Origin of the sequence: Streptomyces sp. NPDC048590, assembly GCF_043199535.1 — a bacterium.
In the GTDB taxonomy this organism is placed as follows: Bacteria; Actinomycetota; Actinomycetes; order Streptomycetales; family Streptomycetaceae; genus Streptomyces.
Genome location: NZ_JBICWC010000001.1, coordinates 875,288 through 893,888, shown reverse-complemented (window position 1 = coordinate 893,888; position 18,601 = coordinate 875,288). Strand labels below are relative to the sequence as shown.

The following is an 18,601-nucleotide window of genomic DNA, read 5'->3' as shown; positions in this document are numbered from 1 at the left end:
GTCCCCGGAGGCCCGCCTTGGACTCGACCGCCACCACCACGCCGTTCTCGACCCTGATCCGCACCGCCTCGCACGAACAGCACACGGAGGCCGAGTCCTCGGCCTTCATGGGCGACATGCTCGGCGGGCGGCTCGGGGTGGAGGCGTACACCCGCTACACCGAGCAGCTGTGGTTCGTCTACCGGGCCCTGGAGGACGGCGCGGACGCGCTGCGCGACGCCCCGGTCGCCGGCCCCTTCATCCGGCCGGAGCTGATGCGGACGGCCGAGCTGGAGAGGGACCTCGCGCATCTGCGGGGTGAGGGATGGCGCGAGGGTCTGGAGCCGCTGCCCGCCACCGCCGCGTACGCCGCGCGCGTCGCCGAGTGCGCCCGTGACTGGCCCGCCGGTTATGTGGCGCACCACTACACCCGCTACCTGGGGGACCTGTCCGGCGGCCAGATCATCCGCGGGACCGCGGAGAAGACCTGGGGGTTCGACCGCAAGGGCGACGGCGTGCGCTTCTACGTCTTCGAGCAGATCCCCAACCCCGCCGCCTTCAAGCGGGAGTACCGGGAGCTGCTGGACGCGGTGGACGCCGACGACCTGGAGAAGCAGCGCATCGTCGACGAGTGCAGGCGTGCCTTCGCGCTGAACACCGCGGTCTTCCGCGAGCTGGGCGAGGTCTTCCCGCTCGGCGCCTGAGGGCCTCCGCTCAGGACGCGTACTCCAGAAGGACGCGGCCCCCGACCTCCATCGTGCCGTCAGGCGCGGGCGCGGTGAGGATCTGGGAGCCGCGTCCTTGTGTGATGTTCAGGGCCCGGCCGAGCTCGGCGCTGAGCAGCATGGCCGCCGCGCCGGTCGCCTCGTCCTCGTCGATACCGTCCCCGCGCCTCGGGAAGGCCCGCGCGCGGACCCGCCCGGCCGCCTCGTCCTCCCAGGCCCAGACGTAGAGCCAGCCCTCGCCGGGCGGCGGTCCCGTCAGCGCCTCGACCTCCGCGACCGACGCGTAGCGCTCCAGCGCCCTCGGCGGCGCCCACTCCGGGCGGGCGGTGATCCAGGTGAACTCACCGTCGCAGCGGGCGGTCACGTCCCCGACGGGGAGCTCCAGCACCTCCAGGTCGAGCAGCCACGCGGTGCCGACCAGCGGATGACCGGCGAAGGGCAGCCGCAGTTCGGGGGTGCGGATGTCGACGACGCCCCGCTCGGGGTCGTCGACGAACACCGTCTCGCTGAATCCGAGCTTGCGCGCGAGCGCCTGGCGGGACAGGTCGTCGGGGTAGTGGCGCCCGTCGCGTACGACCCCGAGGGCGTTGCCGTGACGGCCGTCCGGGCCGCAGAACACGCGCAGGACGTCGGTGCCGGCGGGTACGTCGTAGTCGTTCACCATTTCATTGAAACACCGTGGAGCGGTGCGGTGCGCCGGACAGGCCCGAGGGCCGCACCGGCGTCCTGCGCGCCGGTGCGGCCCTTCCCGCGGGGACGGGGATCAGACGGTACGGCGGCGGCGCGCCACGACGACCGCGCCGGCGCCCGCCGCGACGACCAGGCCCGAGGCCGCGATCAGCGCGCCCGCCGGGAGGCCCGCACCGGTGGAGGCGAGGGCGCCGCTTCCGCCGACCGTGCCACCGCCGCCGACGGTCCCGCCGGTGGTGGAACCACCGGTCGAGGAGCCGCCGCCGGTGGTCGTGGAGCCGCCTCCGGTGGAGCCCGGGAGTTCGGCGTCCTCGTCCAGGGCGACGCTGACGGTCACGGCGTCGAGCTGGGTGCCCTCGGCGTACATGCCGCCGAAGGCCTTGGTGCCGTCGGCGGTGAGGGTGGCCGGCACCGCGTCGAGGGTCACCACACCGTCCTTCGCCGCGAGTTCACCGGCGGGGAGCTTCAGGTCGGCGACGGCCAGGTCGCTGTAGGTGGTGACCTTCTTCGTCTCGCGGTCCTTGCTGGAGACGTCGGCGACGAGGGTGCCCGCGCCGTCCTTCACCTTGACCTCGAGGCCGCTGAGCGAGAGGTCGAGCGTGTAGGCGGATCCCTCCTTGTGGCCCAGGAATCGGACCTTGCCGCCGAACTCGGCGTTCAGGGTCTGCTCGTCGGCGTCGAAGCCGCCTTCGGCGTCGGGGAAGCGGTAGCCCGATGCCGAGGCGGTGGCGCCGCCGGCCGTCTCGACCTTGCCGCCGGCGACGGGACCCGTGACGTACGAACGGAAGGACTCCTTGACCCCCCAGTCCAGGGTGCCGTCGACGAGTTCGCCCTCGACGGGCGCTACGGCCGTCGCCGTGGCGGACGGCTTCGCGGTGGGCTTCTCGGTGGGCTTCTCGGTGGGCGCGGCCGTCGGCTCCTTCGTGGGCTCCTTGGTCGGCTCCTGGGTGGGCTCCTTCGTCGGCTCCTCGGTCGGGGGCGTGACCGCCTTCACCGACAGGGTCGCCGGGTCGAGGACCTCGCCCTCGGCGTACATCCCGTTGAAGGCGGACGAACCGGCCTTCGTCAGCTTCGAGGGGATGTCCTTGAAGACCATCGCGCCGCCCTCGCCCTGGCCGGGCCGGACGGACGACAGGTCGAGCTCGGCGAACGCGACGTCGTCCTGCGTGCCCTGCGGGGTCTTCAGGTCGACGGTGATGGCACCGGTGGTGCCGCTCGTGGTGACCTTCACGTCGGAGAGGGTGATGTCGAGGACACCGCCGTGGGCGTTGAAGTTGACGCTGCCGTCGAAGGCGGTACTGGTGCCGTGGGTCGTGGTGTCGTAGGTGCCCTTGCCGTTGCCGAAGGTGAAGGCACCGTTCCCGGCGGCCTGGGTCGCCCCGTCCTTCACCGTGATCGTGCCCGCACCGCCTATGTATCTGCGGAAGCTCTCCTTGAAGCCCCAGTCGAGAGCGCCGTCCGTCAGCTCCATGGTGGCCGCGGGCGCCCCGGCGGGCGTGGCCCTGTCCGCCGCCAGCGCGGGGAGGGCGAAGGTCGCGCCGAGGGCGGCGGCGGTGGCCACTGCTGCGGCGAGGGTGAGTGAACGGCGGTTTGCCGACATGGCGGTGCTCCTGATGTACGTGGTTGAGGGAGGGAAGGGGAGTTCGTCAGGTGTTCCGTGCGGCACGGCGGCGCCTGACCGCGTACAGCACGGCGGCCGAGGCCGCGATCAGCGCGGCGCCGCCCCCGACGACGAGAGAGGTTCGTGGTCCGGACGCCCCGGAGGCGGCCGGCTCGGTGGCGACGGCCTTGGCCGCCGAAGGTGCGGGAGTCCCGGACGGTGCGGCGGTACTGCCCAGGTCGGGCAGCGCGGGCAGCTCGGCCTTCGCGTCGAGCGCGACCGCGAGGGAGACCGGGTCCATGGCCGTGCCGGCCTTGTAGAGGGAGCCGAACGCCTCGGCCCCTTCGGCGGTCAGGGTGGCCGGCGCCTCGGTGAGGACGGCCAGGCCGTCCTTCGGCGCCAGGCCGGCGGCGGCGAAGGTGACCAGGGGAACGGCCTTGTCGGTGGCGCCGTCCCTGGTGACGTCGGCCAGGAGCGTCCCCTTGCCCGAGGCGACCCGGGCACTGAACCCTGCGAGCCGCAGATCGAGACCGTCCGCGCCGGTGAAGCGGACGCTGCCCGCGAAGTCCGCGTCCAGCGTGCCCTCTCCGGCGTCGTAGCTGCCTTCGCCCTGCGGGAAGCGGAAGACCGCCCCGCCGTCCTGGGCTCCGTCGGTCAGGGTCCATTCGCCCCGGCCGATGGATCCGGTGACGTACTCGCGGAAGGTGCGGCGCACGCCCCAGTCCACGGCGGCGTCCTCGATGCGGCCGGCGCTCCGCTCCTTCTTCCCCGCGGAGGGCGAGGACTTGGCGGGCGCGGGGGACTTCGCGGATCCGGACGGCTTCGCGGCGGCGGGGGCAAGGGTGTCGACGGAGAGGCTGACCGGGTCGAGCGGCGTGCCCGCCGCGTAGTACCCGGCGAAGGCGCTCGCCCCCTGGGCGGTGAGCGTCGCGGGGATCCCTTCGAGGCGGACCGGGGTGGAGCCGCCTCGCATGTCGATCCCGCCGAGGCCGAGGGTGGCCAGGGGGACCTGGGACGAGGTGGTGACCCGGCCGCTCCCCCGCGCCTTGCTGACCATGTCGGCGTAGAGGGTCCCGGCTCCCCCGGAGATCCGGACGGTGGGACGGCTGATGGTGAGGTCGAGTTCGTTGCCGCCGTCGGCCTGCTTGTGCCCCACGAAGTGGACCCCGCCGGAGAACCCGGCGCGGAGGGCGCCGCTGCCCGGGTCGTAGGAGCCGGTGGCGGAGTGGAAGCGGAACTGGCTTCCCCCGACGGTCGCGGCCCCTCCGGTGAGGCTCCAACTGCCGCCGGCGATGGGCCCCGTGACATAGCTCTGGAAGGAGGACTTGATCCCCCAGTCGAGCCGGCCGCCCTGCACCGTGCGGCTCGCCGCGTGCGCGGCGGTGGCCGGGAGCAGGGCTCCGAGCAGCACCACGAGGACGGCGGCGGCGGGCGTGCGGACGGACAGGGACGACGGCATGGGAGACCCCCCAAGGGCTGGTAAGTGAGGTAAGGCTAACCTAAGCTCATTCACCATGCGCCGGAACCCCCTCCGCCGCATCTCCTCGCAAGACCCCCAGGACGGTGCACCCGTGCGTTTGCCCCAGTACTCCGCCGCCGCGGCCCGAAGAACCGTGCGGCGGCACACCGGTGGCGGCAGGACTCCGGAGCCTGTCCGGCGGATCTTCGCGGGCCGACGACGATCCGCCGGACATGCCTTGGTCGCCGCCGTGGCACTGGCCTCGGTCCTCACCGGTTGCGGCGGCTCGGCGACACCCGCGGCCGGCCCCGCCGGAGCGGGTTCCGCCACCGAGGCGGCGGACGTCGTCGAGCCACTGGCCGACACCCCGGCGCCCCGACTCCCCGTCACCGTCAGCTCCGCCGACGGCAAGGACGTCACCGTCAGCTCCGTGGACCGGATCGTCCCGCTCACCGGGTCGCTCAGCGAGATCGTCTTCACCCTGGGGCTCGGCGGCAAGGTGGTCGCCCGTGACATCACCGCCACCTTCGAACAGGCCGGGAAACTCCCCGTGGTGACCCGCGCCCATGACGTCTCGGCCGAGAGCGTGCTCTCGCTGCGGCCCACCCTCGTGCTGGCCGACACCACCACGGGCCCCGCCGAGGCGGTCGCGCAGATACGCGACGCGGGCATCCCGCTCGTCGTCGTCGAACCGGCCGGGGAACTCGCCGACGTGAGCCGCCGGATCGAGACCGTGGCGACGGCGCTGGGGGTGCCATCCGCCGGTGACTCGCTCAAGCGGCGTACGGAGTCCCGTATCGCCGCCGTACGCGAGACGGTGCCCGCGCGGCCCGAGGGCGGTGCCCCGCGCGTGGCCTTCCTCTATCTGCGCGGTTCCGCCTCCGTCTATCTGCTGGGCGGCCGGGAGTCCGGCGCGAGTTCGCTGCTCGAAGCAGCGGGCGCCGTCGACGCCGGGAAGGCGTCCGGGCTGACCAAGGACTTCACCGCGATCACCAGCGAGGCGCTGGCCGAGGCCGCGCCCGACGCGATCCTCGTCATGAGCAAGGGACTGGAGTCGGTGGGTGGTCCCGACGGTCTGCTGAAGATCCCCGGGGTCGCGGAGACACCCGCCGGGATGGACCGGCGCATCGTCTCGATCGACGACGGTGTCCTGCTGAACTACGGGCCGCGCACCGACCGGGTCCTGGCCGAACTCGTGGACCAGCTCTACCCGGACGGCGGGGGCGAGAAGTGACCGCCACCGCCTCCGACGCGCTGCCCCTGAAGCTCACCGCCCGGCGCGGGCGGTCCTTCGTCCTCACCCTCGCCCTGTCGGCCGCGCTGCTCGTCGGCGCCCTGCTCTCCGCCGGTGTCGGCGCGTACGGCATCCCGCTCGGCGACGTCCTCGCCTCCGTCCTGCACCGCGCCGGCCTCGGCGGGCACTCCCTGGACCGGGTCGGCGAGAGCGTCCTGTGGAACGTACGCCTGCCGAGGGTCGTGCTGGCCCTGCTCGTCGGCTCGTCCCTGGGGTGCGCCGGCGCCCTGATGCAGGGGGTGTTCGGCAATCCGCTCGCCGAGCCGGGTGTCATCGGCATCTCCTCGGGCGCCGCGGTCGGGGCCGTGGGCTCGATCGCTCTCGGACTCACCTTCCTCGGCAACTGGACGATCACCGCCTGCGCCTTCGTCTCCGGTCTCGCCACGGTGCTGCTCGTGTACGTGCTCTCACGGTCCGGGGGCCGCACCGAGGTGGTGACGCTGATCCTCACCGGGATCGCCGTCAACGCCTTCGCCGGTGCGCTGATCGGCCTGTTCATCTTCTTCGCGGACAACGCGCAGATCAGCCAGATCACCTTCTGGCAGCTCGGCTCGCTGGCCCAGGCGACCTGGCCGAAGGTGCTGGCCGTGCTGCCGTGCGCGGCGGTGGGTCTGCTTCTCGCCCCGTTCTGGTCGAGGAAGCTCGACCTGCTCGCGCTGGGCGAGCGGCCCGCCCGCCACCTCGGGGTCGACGTGGAACGGCTGCGGCTCGCACTCGTCCTCGTCGTGGCGCTGCTGACCGCGGCGGCGGTGGCCGTCGCGGGGATCATCTCCTTCGTGGGACTGCTCGTCCCGCATCTGCTGCGGATGGCGAACGGTCCCGGGCACCGCTTCCTCGTCCCGGGCAGCGCCCTGGGAGGGGCGCTGGTGCTGGTGGCGGGCGATCTCGCGGCACGTACGGTCGCCGCCCCGGCGGAGCTCCCGCTCGGGGTGCTCACCGCGCTCCTCGGCAGCCCGTTCTTCTTCTGGCTCCTGCGCAGGACCCGTCGCAGACAAGGTGGTTGGGCATGAACCCGTTCACGGCACTCCTCTCCTCCCGTACGAGGGAGCTCCCCTCCCCCCTGCCCCTGGGGTCGACGGCGGCCCAGCTGGACGGGGTCGGCGTGGGTCTCGGCGGCAGGCCGGTCCTGGACGGCGTGGAACTCACCGTCAGGACGGGCGAGGTGCTCGCCCTCGTCGGACCGAACGGCGCCGGGAAGTCGACCCTGCTGGCGGCGCTCGCCGCCGACCTGCCCGTACAGAGCGGCGAGGTGCGTGTGGACGGCCGGCCCGTCGCCGCCTGGTCCGCCGCCGAACTCGCTCTGCGCCGCGCGGTACTGCCGCAGTCCGCCGCGCTCGCCTTCCCCTTCCCCGTCGAGGAGGTCGTACGGATGGGGCGTGCGCCCTGGGCCGGGACGCACCGCGAGGCGGAGGACGACGCAGCGGTGGCCGGGGCGATGACGGCCACCGAGGTGACGGCGTTCGCCTCACGCCCGTTCTCCGCGCTGTCCGGCGGCGAGCGCGCCCGTGTCGCCCTGGCCCGGGTACTGGCACAGCGCGCCCCGCTGCTACTCCTGGACGAACCGACCGCCGCCCTGGACCTGCGCCACCAGGAACTGGTGCTGCGGATATGCCGGGAGCGGGCCGCCGCGGGGGACGCGGTGGTCGTCGTCCTGCACGACCTGGGCCTCGCCGCCGCGTACGCGGACCGGGCGGTGGTGCTGCGCAGCGGCCGGGTGGCGGCAGCCGGACCGCCCTCCGAGGTGTTCACCGACGAGCTGCTCGGCAAGGTGTACCGCCAGCCGGTCGAGGTCTTCCCGCACCCGCGTACGGGGGTGCCCCTCGTCGTCCCCCGGCGCGCTCTCTGATCGCCGCCCGGCCCATGTCACGGTTGGATGCCGCATCCCGGCCCCGCGCTCGGGCGGTCCGCCGCCCCGGTAGGGTTCAGGCGGTCAGTGCGGACGACGGATCAGAAGGCGCAGAAGGCAACGGATGAGAAGGCTGGGTCGACTGGCGGCGGGGCTCGGGACGGCGACGGTACTGGTCGTGACGGCGAGCGGCTGCGTGACGGTGCACGGGGAACTCGAGGTCGTGCCCGCGGCGACGAAGTCGGAGGCCGCGAAGGCCCTGGAGGACTTCACCGTCGCCTACAACGCGGCGGACAAGGCGTACGATCCCGCGCTCGACGAGGACCGGGTGACCGGTTCGCTCGGCGCGATCAACCAGGCCGGTCTGACCGCGCGGCGCAGGAACAACCCGCAGGGCAACGCCGAACACACGCCGCTGGAGCTGACGGACGCCTCGTTCGTCGTTCCGAAGAAGGCGGGCTGGCCGCGCTGGTTCCTCGCCGACACCGACTCCAACCGCGACCAGGACGACGGGAAGCTGGACACCCGCTGGCTGCTGACGTTCGTACGCACCGGGCCCGACGCCCCCTGGAAGGTCTCCTACCTGGCGGTGGCCTCCCCGTCCGAGATCCCCAAGTTCAGCCTGGACTCCGACGGATTCGCCCGGCCGTTGCCCTCGGCGGACACGGACGCCACGCTCGCCACCCCTCCCGCCGACCTCAGCAGCACCTACACCGGCTACCTCAAGGAGGGCACGCCGGACGTCTTCGCCCCGGGCTCGATGACCTCGGGCTGGCGTGAGGCGCGCCGGACGACCCGCCGGGCCGGCTTCTCCTACCAGTACGACGACCAGACGCTGGACTCCGGGACGTTCGCGCCGCTGGGTCTGACGACCGAGGACGGCGGAGCACTCGTCTTCTTCAGCAGCAAGCACTTCGAACGGCAGACGGCGGCGCAGGGACTGCGGCCGACGGTCACGGCGGACGTGCGGGCGCTGCTGACCGGCGAGGTGAAGACCACCCTCACCAAGGAGCGGGTCTCCAGCCAGCTGGTCTACGTGCCTCCGAAGGGCGCGGGCGCCACCGACGGCAAGGTGCGCGTGCTGAACCGGCTGCCCGGACTGATCGCGGCCGAGGGATCCTGACCGCGGCCGCCGGGCCTCGCCCCGCGGCGGTCAGCGTCTCGTGGGCCAGGCGACGGAGTCGTGGTCGAGGTCACTCTCACCGGCGGCGTCCGCGTACTGCGCGCAGGCGTCGGTGAGCGACTCCAGGAGGGTCAGCGGATCGGGCAGAGGGTTCTCCGGTCCCCGGATCCAGTGCACGTCCAGCTCACCGGGGAGCCGTGCCGGCGGCAACAGCACGTAGCTGCCGCGGCAGTGCCACCGCAGACCCGGATGCTCGTCCATGGTCTCGGGGTGGCAGTCCAGCTCGCAGGGCCACCACTCGTCCTCTTCGTCCGGTGTGCCCCTGGTCGCCGTGAAGAACAGCATCCGGTCGGTGCCGGACTGGGCGACGGGCCCCACGTCGACTCCGGCCGCGAGGAGCCGGTCCAGGGCGGCCCGGCCCGCGGTGAGGGGCACGTCGAGCACGTCGTGGATCATGCCGGTCGCGGTGATGAAGTTGGCCGGCGGCCGGTCGGCCGCCCACCGCTCGATCTGTGCGCGGTCCGTCGTCGACTGGGTCTGCCAGGCGAAGGACACCGGGTGCCGCGCGGGCGTGGGACAGCCGATGCGTTCGCACGAACATCGGTAACCGGCCGGATAGGCGGCGGGTGCGATCGGCATTCCTGCCTCGGCGACAGCCAGGAGCAGCCCCAGCCGTGCCGCGTCGTCGGCCTCCGGCTGCTGTTTCGGCCGCCTGCGCAGCCACTGGGTGAACCTGCCCTCTGTGCCGCGACTGCGGCCGGAATCGGCGCCCATCTATCCCCTCACCTCAGCGGTTACCCCTCCATCGTCGCACCATCCTGCTCCCCGGGTGGCCAGAGTCCCCAAGCGGGGTGCCCGAGCGGCCGTGGAGGAGCCGCCGGAGACGGCTGAAACGCCGCCCGTGGCGCGGGCGGTTTCACGCCTTGGCCGAGAGTCCCCGGAGGGTGTGGTCGACGACGGCGTCCGCGTAGGCGTGGGTCAGCGGAAGGGTTCTGAGCAGCCAGCGGTGGGTCAGCGGGGCGATCAGGAGCTCCACCGCGACACGCGGGTCGAGGTCCTCGCGCACCTCACCCGCCTTCTGGGCGGCACGCAGTCGTGTGACATACAACTGAATCTGCGGTTCGAGCAGTTTTTCGACGAATTGCGCGCCGAGCGCGGGGTCGATGATCCCCTCGGCGGTGAGCGCGCGGGTCGGCGCCTCGGTCACGGGATCGTTCAGCTCGTCGACCGTGGCCCGCAGCACCAGCTTGAGATCGGCGGCGAGGTCGCCGGTGTCGGGGAACACGTAACTGCCCTCACCTTCGGGAGCCGACTCCGCCGCCTGCCGGGCCCCGAGATCGAGGAAGGCGTCCATGAGGACGGCGGCCTTCGACGGCCACCACCGGTAGATCGTCTGCTTGCCCACGCCGGCCCGGGCGGCGATGCCCTCGATCGTCGTCCTGGCGTAGCCCACCTCGCCGACGAGGGCGAGTGCGGCGTCGTGGATCGCGCGGCGGGAACGGTCACTGCGGCGGCTGGCGTCAGGCGCCTTCTGGGATGACATCCGGCCAGCCTAGAGCGTCACGGGCCGATACGTATCGTCTTGCGCCCTGGCCGCTGACGCGTATGAACCACCCGAACGGATCACAGCGCGGCGGCCCGGCGCGGCGCACCATGAACTCACGCACACACCCCGTGCGTATCCCACCGTTCCGCGGCAGCGTCCGCCGTTCGCGAGGAGCCTGCATTGAACCGTGACGCCACCCCTCGTCGCTACCTGATGTGCGCCCCGGCCCACTTCGAGGTCACCTACTCCATCAACCCGTGGATGGACCCGTCGAAGCCCGTGGACCTGCGCCTTGCCACCACGCAGTGGGAGGACCTGCGCGACCGCTACCGGGCGCTCGGCCACACCGTGGAGCTCCTCACCCCGCGCCCCGACCTGCCGGACATGGTCTTCGCGGCGAACGGGGCCACCGTGATCGACGGCCGTGTGCTCGGCGCCCTCTTCGCCTACCGGGAGCGCTTCGCCGAGGCCCGGGCGCACCGGGAGTGGTTCCTGGCCAACGGCTTCACCGACGTCCACGAACCGGCCCATGTCAACGAGGGCGAGGGCGACTTCGCGGTGACCGCCTCGTACCTGCTGGCGGGGCGCGGCTTCCGGTCCAGCCCGCTCTCCCACGGTGAGGCCCAGGAGTTCTTCGGCCGCCCGGTGATCGGCCTCGACCTGGTGGACCCGCGCTACTACCACCTGGACACGGCTCTGTGCGTGCTCGACGACGCGGCCGACGAGATCATGTACTACCCCGGCGCCTTCTCCCCCGGCAGCCGCTCGGTGCTGGCCCGGCTCTTCCCCGACGCGCTGCTCGCCGAGGAGGCGGACGCCGCGCGGCTCGGCCTCAACGCAGTCAGCGACGGACGCCATGTGCTGCTGCCGCAGGCCGCGGTGGGCCTTCTGGACCCCCTGCGGGACCGGGGCTTCGAGCCGGTCCCGATGGACCTGGGCGAACTGCTCAAGGGCGGCGGCAGCGTGAAGTGCTGCACCCAGGAGTTGCGGGGGTAGCAGCCGCCCGCCGACGAGGGCGGGGCTGTTCGACCCGCGCCGCCCCGCCCTCACAGAACCTGCGCGCCCGGGCCCTTGTGAGCATCGCCGGGCGCTCGGTAGAAATCCTCGGGTGACTGATCAACGGAACTTCTCAGGCTCTGTCGTGGCCTTCTGCTCGTTCGTCGTCGCGGTCTGCGCCGTGCTGGTGGCCGTCAAGGTGATGTCCCCCGTCCAGGTCGAGACCCCCGCGCCCCCGCGCGTCCTGGACCAGACCGCTCTGGAGAAGCAGGTCGCCGGCGCCGTCAGCCAGTGGAAGAGCAACCCGAACGCCCTGGTGCTCTGCCCTCTCTCGGTCGTCGTCGAGAAGGGCACGGAGTTCACGTGCACCGTCCACGACGACGAGGGGCCGCGGCAGGCCTCGGTCACGATCGAGGACGATCAGGGAAAGATCTCCGTGGAGAGGAACTGAGGGAGTGGCCCGCGCCGCGGCTCCGGGCCGATGGCGGTCCCGGCGCCCCGGTCACTCCCCCGCGTCCTCCGGCGGCCAGGCGTCGCCCCAGTCGGTGTCCCGGGCGGCGCGGTAGAGCGCGCCGTGCCGCTTGGTGACGGTCTCCCTCCGCAGGCCCTCGTCGCGGGTGCAGAGCTCCAGGAGCACCAGTCCCTTGCGGATCTGCGGCTTGCGGGTGACCCGCGCGGTGGCCGGGGCGGTGGCGAAGCGGGTCGCCACGACGTAGCTGAACTTCTCGTCCTCGTGGCTGAGCGAGCCGCCCTTGACCTGACGGTGCAGGGACGAGCGGCTGACCCGCGCCGAGAAGTGGCACCAGTCCGTGCCCGGCTCGATCGGGCAGGCCTCGTCGTGGGGGCAGGGGGCCGCGATGCTCATCCCGGCGGCGATCAGCCGTGCGCGGGCCTCGATCACACGGTCGTAGCCGTCGGGGGTGCCGGGTTCCACGATCACCACGGCCTGCCCGGCCGCCGCCGCGGCGTCCACGACGGCGGCACGGTCCTTGGGGGTCAGCTCCTTCAGGACGTAGGACACGGTCACCAGGTCGGTGGGCTCCGGCGCCGGGGAGACGCCGATACGCGCCCGCTCCCAGGTCGCGGCCCGCAGCCCCGGGAGACCGGAGCGCCCGGCCAGTTCACGGCCGAGCGCGAGGGCGGGCTCGGACCAGTCCAGAACCGTCGAGCGGGCGCCTTCCCACGCACCGGCGACCGCCCAGCTCGCCGCGCCGGTTCCGCCGCCGATGTCCGTGTGGGTGGCCGGCGCCCAGCCGGGCGCGGCCTCGCGGAGTGCGGCGAGGCAGGAGCGTACGGCCTCGAACGTCGCGGGCATCCGGTAGGCGGCGTACGCGGCGACGTCGGACCGGTCCCGCAGGATCGGGGCGTCGGTCGGGGTGGTCCCCCGGTAGCTGGCGATCAGGCGGTCGACGGCCTGGGCGGCCTGGGTCGGGGGCAGTCCGTCGAGCAGGGCGGCCAGCGCCGCACGCAGTGCCTGTGCCGTGGGGAGTGTGTCGTTCACCGCCGAATCGTACGCGCAGGGCGTTCCCGCCCCATGGACCGGCTGCCCGGGAACATCACCGGGACGGAACGGGTACGGAACTGGCACAGGGCCGAACTGCCTCTCCCTCCGGGCCCGTTGTTAGGCTGAGCGGCGCCGCGTGGGGGCGGCTCGGAGTACCGCTTCACCGGGGGGACCATGAGACAGCGGATCGTGCGCCTGGCCCTGGTGGGCGGGGTGATCGTCCTCGCCATGCTGCTCCTGCTCGCGACCTGCGGGGGTGGGGGCGGCGACGGGAGGAAGGCCGACGACTCACCGTCCCGGCCGGCCGGGAAGAGCGCGAGCGGCCCCACGACCCGGCTGGACGTCCCGCCGGAGTACACGACGGGACGGGGCTGGGAGGTCGTCGCCGCCGGGCCCGGTTACGCCCTGTCGCACCCGACGGGCCGGCTGGCGTATCTGGTGAAGGCGCCCGGGGACCGCTACAGGCTGCGGACCCTCGACACGGAGACGGGCCGGGCCGGCTGGAGCGGCGAGGCGTGGCGGCCGCAGGACCCCGGGCGCGTCCCGGGGCTGCTCACGGTCGCCAAGGACGACCAGGAGTTCTTCGTGACCTGGTCCTTCGGGAAGGCCGGCGACGGTCTCGCCCCCTCGGGCACCTTCGTCTCCCTCGACGTGTACGAGGTGACGGGCGGCGAACGCCGGCGCGTCGAGGTGCCGTGGTCCGGGGTGCCCGCGGTGACGGTGACCGGCCCGGACATCCTGATCAGCGACAGCGGGGCCGACAGCGCGCTCGTCGACCCGGTCGAGGGCGGGGTGACGAGGATCCCCGCGTCCGCCGTGACCTACCCGAAGGGCTGCGCGTCCTGCCGGCAGCTCACCGAGGTGCGCGGGCAGACCCCGAAGGGACTGCTGCTGAGCGGTGTCCGCGAGTTCTGGGTACGGGGCGGCTGGTTCAGCAGGAACGGCGCGCCGAAGGGCGCGGATCCCACGACCGGGGTGCCCACCTCGGTGGCTCCGGGGCTGATTCTGGCGAAGTGGCGGCTCGCGAAGGGGGCGAAGCGGTCGGGCACCCACCAGATGTGGGCGGTCCATGACGCGGCCACGGGCAGGAGCACCGTCTCCGTGGAGTGCCACACGCCCGCCATAGAGCCGGGTGCCTATCCGCAGGCGGTCCTCTCGCCCTCCGGCCGCTACCTGGTCGCGGGGAACCTCGCGTTCGACCTGGAGGAGCGGAAGGGGTTCTGCTTCGAGGAGGAGGACGGGTCGGCGCGGCTTACGCTCGCGTCGGTGACGGACGGCGGCAGCGCGTACGGCTCGACCCGGGCGCGTGACGCGGACGAGGCACTGCGGGGCGAGGGCGGCGGGCCGGTCGGTATGAGCTTCACGACCGGGGAGGTCGAGGCCCTGGCGCCGAACACACGGCTGCCCGAGGCGGAGATCTCCGGCACCGGGATCTTCCGCTGGACGGACCGCGAGGACCGCCCGCACCTTCTGGGCTATCCGCGCGTGGGGTGAGCCGGCCGGGGCGCCGTCCCCGGCCGGCTCCGGCTCACCCGGTGAGCGCGGCGCGCGAGTCGCCGGAGTTCCGCCAGGGGCGGCACAGCAGCAGGAAGCACGCCATGGCGGACAGGGCGCAGACCACCTGCACCACGGCCATGGGCACGGCGGTCGCCTCCCCCGCGATCCCGACCAGCGGCGAGGCGATCGCGCCGATCAGGAACTGGGACGTGCCCAGCAGCGCGGAGGCCGATCCCGCCGCGTGCTTGGTGCGCATGAGGGCCTGGGTGTTGGTGTTGGGCATGGCCAGGCCCATGGCCGACATCAGCACGAAGAGTCCTGCGGCCACCGGCAGCAGGCCGACGTCGCCGAAGACCCCGGAGGTCATCAGCAGCAGGGCGAGGGCCGCGACGGAGATGACGGTGAGGCCGAATCCGAGCGCCTTGTCGAGGCTGACCCGGCCCACGAGCAGCTTGCCGTTGATCTGGCCGACGGCGATCAGCCCGATGGAGTTGATCCCGAAGAGCAGGCTGAAGGTCTGCGGTGAGGCGCCGTAGATCTCCTGGACGACGAAGGGGGACGCGCTCACGTAGGCGAAGAGCGCGGCGAAGGCGAGGCTGCCCGCGATCATGTAGCCGGTGAACACCCGGTCGGCCAGCAGGCCCCGCATGGTGCGCAGCGCGTCGCCGACCCCGCCGGTGTGCCGTCGTGACTCGGGGAGCGTCTCGTGGAGCCACTTCCAGACGACGAGGGTCAGGAGCACGCCGACGCCGGTGAGGACGACGAAGATGCCGCGCCAGTCGGTGAACTGCAGGACCTGCCCGCCGATCACCGGTGCGACCACGGGCGCCACCCCGGAGATCAGCATCAGCGTGGAGAAGAACCTGGCCATCTCGTCGCCGTCGTAGAGGTCGCGTACGACGGCCCTGGAGATCACGATGCCCGCCGCACCGGCCAGGCCCTGGAGCAGGCGGAAGCCGATGAGGAGTTCGGCGGTGGGGGCCACCGCGCAGATCGCCGTGGCCAGCACGTAGACGATCATGCCGAGGAGCAGCGGCTTGCGCCTGCCCCAGCGGTCGCTCATGGGACCGACGACGAGCTGGCCGAGCGCCATGCCGGTGAGGCAGGCGGTCAGGGTGAGCTGGACCGTCGCGGCCGGGGAGTTCAGTGATCCGGTGACCTCCGGGAGTGCCGGGAGGTACATGTCCATCGAGAGGGGCGGCAGTGCGGTGAGTCCGCCCAGCACCAGCGTGACCAGGAGTCCGGCCCGCCGTGCGGTGGTGGTGGTGGTGGGGGCGCCGGGGAGGCCCGGTGCGGTGATCGTGGTGGCGGCCGGGACACCCGCTGCGGTGGGGGTGGCGGTGGCCTGGGCGCTGAGTGCGGCGCCCTCGCTGCTCGTCGGTATGTGCTCGTCTTCTCGCTGGGCCCGGCTCGCGCCGCTGTCCGGCATCCTCGTCTCCGCTTCGTTGAATCCGCATCTATGCTCTCAGGTCAGCCGTAGTGGTCGATACCTAATTGCGTGGGGCGGACGGGCATGAGTGGGACTGTGCGTTGGGGTGTGCTGGCGACGGGTGGCATCGCCGCGACCTTCACGGGGGATCTGCTGGCGATGAAGGACCCGGGGGCGGAGGTCGTGGCGGTCGCCTCGCGCACCGAGGCCTCGGCGCGGGCCTTCGCCGAGCGGTTCGGGATAGCGCGGGCGTACGGCAGCTGGGCGGAGCTCGTCGCCGACGAGACCGTCGACGTCGTCTACGTCGCGACCCCGCACTCCGCCCACCGCGAGGCTGCCGGGCTCGCCCTGGAGGCCGGCAAGCACGTGCTGTGCGAGAAGGCGTTCACCCTCAACGAGCGCGAGGCCCGGGAGCTGGTGGATCTGGCCCGGGAGCGCGGGCTGTTCCTGATGGAGGCCATGTGGACGTACTGCAACCCGGTCATCCGGCGGATGACCGAACTGGTGCGGGACGGCGCGATCGGCGAGATCCGCACGGTACGGGCCGACTTCGGCTTCGCGGGCACCTTCGGGGCCGATCACCGTCTGCGCGACCCCGCGCTCGGCGGGGGCGCGCTGCTGGACCTGGGGGTCTATCCGGTGTCCTTCGCCCAGCTGCTTCTGGGCGAGCCCGACCGGGTGCAGGCGGACGCGCTGCTGTCTCCCGAGGGCGTCGACCTGAACACCGGGATGCTGCTGGGCTGGGACTCGGGTGCCACGGCTCTGCTGGCCTGCTCGATCACGGGCGATCTGCCGACCGCCGCGTCCGTCACCGGCACGGCCGGGCGGATCGAGTTCCCGCACGGCTTCTTCCACCCGGACCACTTCATCCTGCACCGTCCGGGCCACGAGCCCGAGAAGGTCGTCTCGGGCCCGGGCCCGCAAGGCCTCTCCGGCATGCAGTACGAGGCCGCCGAGGTGACGCGCGCCCTGCTGGCGGGCGAGACGGAGTCCCCGCTCGTACCGCTGGAGGGCTCGCTCGCCGTGATGCGGACGCTCGACGCGGTGCGTGACCGGATCGGCGTCCGCTATCCGGCGGACGGCGCCGTCTGACGCCGTCCGGGGGGCCGGGTCACGCGGGGTTGAGTCCCGGGTTCCCGGCCTCCGTCACGAAGGAGCCGGCCGTGCTGACGGGCGCGCCGGGCGTGGTGACGGCGGACACCGTACGGAAGTCGGCGCGGGCCTCGTTCCGTCCGAGGCTGACCTTCACGTAGCCGCGGCGGCCGTTGTAGAACTTCATGTGCGGGTTGGCCGTGGTCTGGTTGTCCCAGCTCGCCGGCTTGTCGGCACCGTCCTTGCCGCTGGTGATCGAGGTGGCGACGATCTCCGTGCCGAGCGTCCGGGACGCCGGGTCGTCGAAGTCCTTCTTGATGTCGAAGGCGTAGCCGACGTGTACGTCACCGGTGAGGACCATGAGGTTGTCCACCCCGGCGGCCTCGGCACCGTCCATGATCCGCTGCCGGGACGCGGAGTAGCCGTCCCAGGAGTCCATGGACAGCTTGTAGGCGTCGGTCGGTACGTCGCGCCGCTGCGAGAAGGTGACCTGCTGCGGGACGACGTTCCACAGGGCGTCCGAGGCCTTCCAGCCGTCGATCAGCCAGCGTTCCTGCGCGGCGCCCGTCATGGTGCGCGACGGGTCCTCGGACTCGGGGCCGGGGACCTTCCAGCCGTCGCCGTACGCCTGGTTGCTGCGGTACTGCCGGGTGTCGAGGATGTCGAACTGGGCGAGCCGCCCGAACTTCAGCCGGCGGTAGAGCCGCATGTCGGGACCGGTGGGGAGCTGCGGCGCGCGCAGCGGCTGGTTCTCCCAGTAGGCGCGGTAGGCGGCGGCCCGGCGCAGCAGGAACTCCTCGGGCGGGACGCTGTTCTCCGGGGTGTCGCCCGCGTAGTTGTTCTCGGTCTCGTGGTCGTCCCAGGTGACGACGAAGGGGTGCGCGGCGTGGGCGGCGCGCAGGTCGGGGTCGGACTTGTAGAGGCCGTACCGCATGCGGTAGTCCTCCAGCGTCAGCGTCTCCCGGTTGAAGTGGTCCGGGAGGACCCGGTCGGTGTAGTTGCGGACGCCGCCCACGGCGGTGACGGCGTACTCGTAGAGGTAGTCGCCGAGGTGGAAGACCACGTCGACGTCCTCGTCCGCGAGGTGCCGGTAGGCGGTGTAGTAACCGTCGTGGTACGCCTGGCAGGAGACGGCGGCCAGCGTCAGGGAGCTGTTGCGGGCCCAGGCCGAGGGGGCCGTGCGGGTGCGTCCGGTGGGGCTGATCCAGCTGCCGGCACGGAAGCGGTAGTAGAAGGTCCGGTCGGAGTCGAGTCCGCGGGCGTCGACGTGGACCGCGTGGCCGAACTCCGGGTGGGCCGTGGAGGTGCCGCGCCGGACGATCCACCGGAACCGGGAGTCGCGGGCGATCTCCCAGCGGACCTCGACGCGCTCGGCGGGCAGCCCGCCGTCTGCCTCGTAGGGGCGGGGCGCGAGTCTCGTCCACAGGAGTACGGAATCCGGCTGCGGGTCGCCGGACGCCACCCCGAGGGTGAAGGGGTCCTCGGTGATCTTCCGCGCGTCGAGCTCGGCGGCGGCGGCCGTGCCCGCGCCGGGCAGGTTGACCGCGAAGGCCAGCGCGGCCGCCGCGCCGGTGACCGTGAGGAACCGGCGGCGGTCCACACCTGATCCGATCCGCTGCGCGGCACGGCGCAGTTCGGCGGAATGGCCCTGCTGACCGGGCGTGGTGCTCAACTGTGCGGGTGTCATATGCCCCTCCCCTGCCGGATGTTGTCAGAGGCATTGGAGTGCGGGGCGACGACCTACCGTTGGCGGGTACACAACATCCGAATGGCCGCGTGATGAGCACCGGGTGCCTGTGCCCCGAAAACCTCCCGTACGCT

The 18,601-nt window shown here is 72.6% G+C and carries 16 protein-coding genes and 1 pseudogene; 9 read left to right on the top strand and 8 right to left on the bottom strand.

All coding sequences use genetic code 11. The features are described from left to right. Window positions 1-17 precede the first annotated feature (17 nt). Window positions 18-683 carry a biliverdin-producing heme oxygenase gene (locus ACGFNN_RS03900; protein ID WP_365097229.1) on the top strand — a complete coding sequence of 222 codons (666 nt, stop codon included), beginning with the start codon at window positions 18-20 and terminating at the stop codon, window positions 681-683. A 10-nt stretch (window positions 684-693) separates the two neighbouring features. Here ACGFNN_RS03900 and ACGFNN_RS03895 read toward each other — a convergent pair whose 3' ends face one another. The 3 genes from ACGFNN_RS03895 to ACGFNN_RS03885 all read right to left on the bottom strand — a co-directional run bounded on the left by ACGFNN_RS03895 (window position 694) and on the right by ACGFNN_RS03885 (window position 4,453). After that, window positions 694-1,365 carry a PhzF family phenazine biosynthesis protein gene (locus ACGFNN_RS03895; protein ID WP_393552629.1) on the bottom strand — a complete coding sequence of 224 codons (672 nt, stop codon included), beginning with the start codon at window positions 1,363-1,365 and terminating at the stop codon, window positions 694-696. 102 nt (window positions 1,366-1,467) lie between these two features. Then, window positions 1,468-2,994 (bottom strand): HtaA domain-containing protein, encoded by a 1,527-nt coding sequence (locus tag ACGFNN_RS03890; protein WP_393552627.1) that lies wholly within the window; start codon window positions 2,992-2,994, stop codon window positions 1,468-1,470. A gap of 46 nt (window positions 2,995-3,040) precedes the next feature. Then, window positions 3,041-4,453 (bottom strand): HtaA domain-containing protein, encoded by a 1,413-nt coding sequence (locus tag ACGFNN_RS03885; RefSeq protein WP_393552624.1) that lies wholly within the window; start codon window positions 4,451-4,453, stop codon window positions 3,041-3,043. A 112-nt stretch (window positions 4,454-4,565) separates the two neighbouring features. Here ACGFNN_RS03885 and ACGFNN_RS03880 point away from each other — a divergent pair, with 112 nt between their 5' ends. The 4 genes from ACGFNN_RS03880 to ACGFNN_RS03865 all read left to right on the top strand — a co-directional run bounded on the left by ACGFNN_RS03880 (window position 4,566) and on the right by ACGFNN_RS03865 (window position 8,716). Beyond that, on the top strand, window positions 4,566-5,687 hold the full coding sequence (locus ACGFNN_RS03880; protein ID WP_393552622.1) for a hemin ABC transporter substrate-binding protein: 1,122 nt from the start codon (window positions 4,566-4,568) through the stop codon (window positions 5,685-5,687). Next, window positions 5,684-6,757: a FecCD family ABC transporter permease gene (locus tag ACGFNN_RS03875; RefSeq protein ID WP_393552619.1), complete on the top strand. Its 1,074-nt coding sequence runs from the start codon at window positions 5,684-5,686 to the stop codon at window positions 6,755-6,757. The genes ACGFNN_RS03880 and ACGFNN_RS03875 overlap by 4 nt, the downstream gene beginning before the upstream one ends. After that, window positions 6,754-7,593 (top strand): heme ABC transporter ATP-binding protein, encoded by an 840-nt coding sequence (locus tag ACGFNN_RS03870; RefSeq protein WP_393552616.1) that lies wholly within the window; start codon window positions 6,754-6,756, stop codon window positions 7,591-7,593. The genes ACGFNN_RS03875 and ACGFNN_RS03870 overlap by 4 nt, the downstream gene beginning before the upstream one ends. 124 nt (window positions 7,594-7,717) lie before the next feature. Beyond that, window positions 7,718-8,716: a hypothetical protein gene (locus ACGFNN_RS03865; RefSeq protein ID WP_393552614.1), complete on the top strand. Its 999-nt coding sequence runs from the start codon at window positions 7,718-7,720 to the stop codon at window positions 8,714-8,716. Between the two features lie 30 nt (window positions 8,717-8,746). On the opposite strand, the gene ACGFNN_RS03860 is transcribed toward ACGFNN_RS03865, so the two are convergent. Both ACGFNN_RS03860 and ACGFNN_RS03855 read right to left on the bottom strand, forming a co-directional pair. Then, window positions 8,747-9,490: a bifunctional DNA primase/polymerase gene (locus ACGFNN_RS03860; protein WP_393552611.1), complete on the bottom strand. Its 744-nt coding sequence runs from the start codon at window positions 9,488-9,490 to the stop codon at window positions 8,747-8,749. A gap of 142 nt (window positions 9,491-9,632) precedes the next feature. After that, window positions 9,633-10,259: a TetR/AcrR family transcriptional regulator gene (locus ACGFNN_RS03855; RefSeq protein WP_393552609.1), complete on the bottom strand. Its 627-nt coding sequence runs from the start codon at window positions 10,257-10,259 to the stop codon at window positions 9,633-9,635. Between the two features lie 162 nt (window positions 10,260-10,421). On the opposite strand from ACGFNN_RS03855, the pseudogene ddaH reads away from it, so the two are divergent. After that, window positions 10,422-11,258 (top strand): annotated as a pseudogene (gene ddaH, locus ACGFNN_RS03850) (dimethylargininase); the annotation flags it as partial. A 112-nt stretch (window positions 11,259-11,370) separates the two neighbouring features. Then, window positions 11,371-11,709, top strand: a complete 339-nt coding sequence (locus ACGFNN_RS03845; RefSeq protein WP_393552606.1) for a DUF4333 domain-containing protein — start codon at window positions 11,371-11,373, stop codon at window positions 11,707-11,709. A 51-nt stretch (window positions 11,710-11,760) separates the two neighbouring features. On the opposite strand, the gene ACGFNN_RS03840 is transcribed toward ACGFNN_RS03845, so the two are convergent. After that, window positions 11,761-12,759, bottom strand: a complete 999-nt coding sequence (locus ACGFNN_RS03840; protein WP_393552603.1) for a small ribosomal subunit Rsm22 family protein — start codon at window positions 12,757-12,759, stop codon at window positions 11,761-11,763. A 177-nt stretch (window positions 12,760-12,936) separates the two neighbouring features. On the opposite strand from ACGFNN_RS03840, the gene ACGFNN_RS03835 reads away from it, so the two are divergent. Next, window positions 12,937-14,256: a hypothetical protein gene (locus ACGFNN_RS03835; RefSeq protein WP_393552600.1), complete on the top strand. Its 1,320-nt coding sequence runs from the start codon at window positions 12,937-12,939 to the stop codon at window positions 14,254-14,256. 34 nt (window positions 14,257-14,290) lie between these two features. Here the strand turns inward: ACGFNN_RS03835 and ACGFNN_RS03830 are convergent, their stop codons facing one another. Continuing rightward, window positions 14,291-15,688, bottom strand: a complete 1,398-nt coding sequence (locus tag ACGFNN_RS03830; protein ID WP_393552598.1) for a Bcr/CflA family multidrug efflux MFS transporter — start codon at window positions 15,686-15,688, stop codon at window positions 14,291-14,293. Between the two features lie 84 nt (window positions 15,689-15,772). Here ACGFNN_RS03830 and ACGFNN_RS03825 point away from each other — a divergent pair, with 84 nt between their 5' ends. Beyond that, the gene (locus ACGFNN_RS03825; RefSeq protein WP_393552596.1) at window positions 15,773-16,780 is read left to right on the top strand and encodes a Gfo/Idh/MocA family protein; all 1,008 of its coding nucleotides are present in this window, start codon (window positions 15,773-15,775) and stop codon (window positions 16,778-16,780) included. Between the two features lie 19 nt (window positions 16,781-16,799). On the opposite strand, the gene ACGFNN_RS03820 is transcribed toward ACGFNN_RS03825, so the two are convergent. Further along, entirely contained in the window at window positions 16,800-18,467 is a 1,668-nt protein-coding gene (locus ACGFNN_RS03820) for an alkaline phosphatase D family protein (RefSeq protein WP_393552594.1), read from the bottom strand. Between the last annotated feature and the right edge of the window lie 134 nt (window positions 18,468-18,601).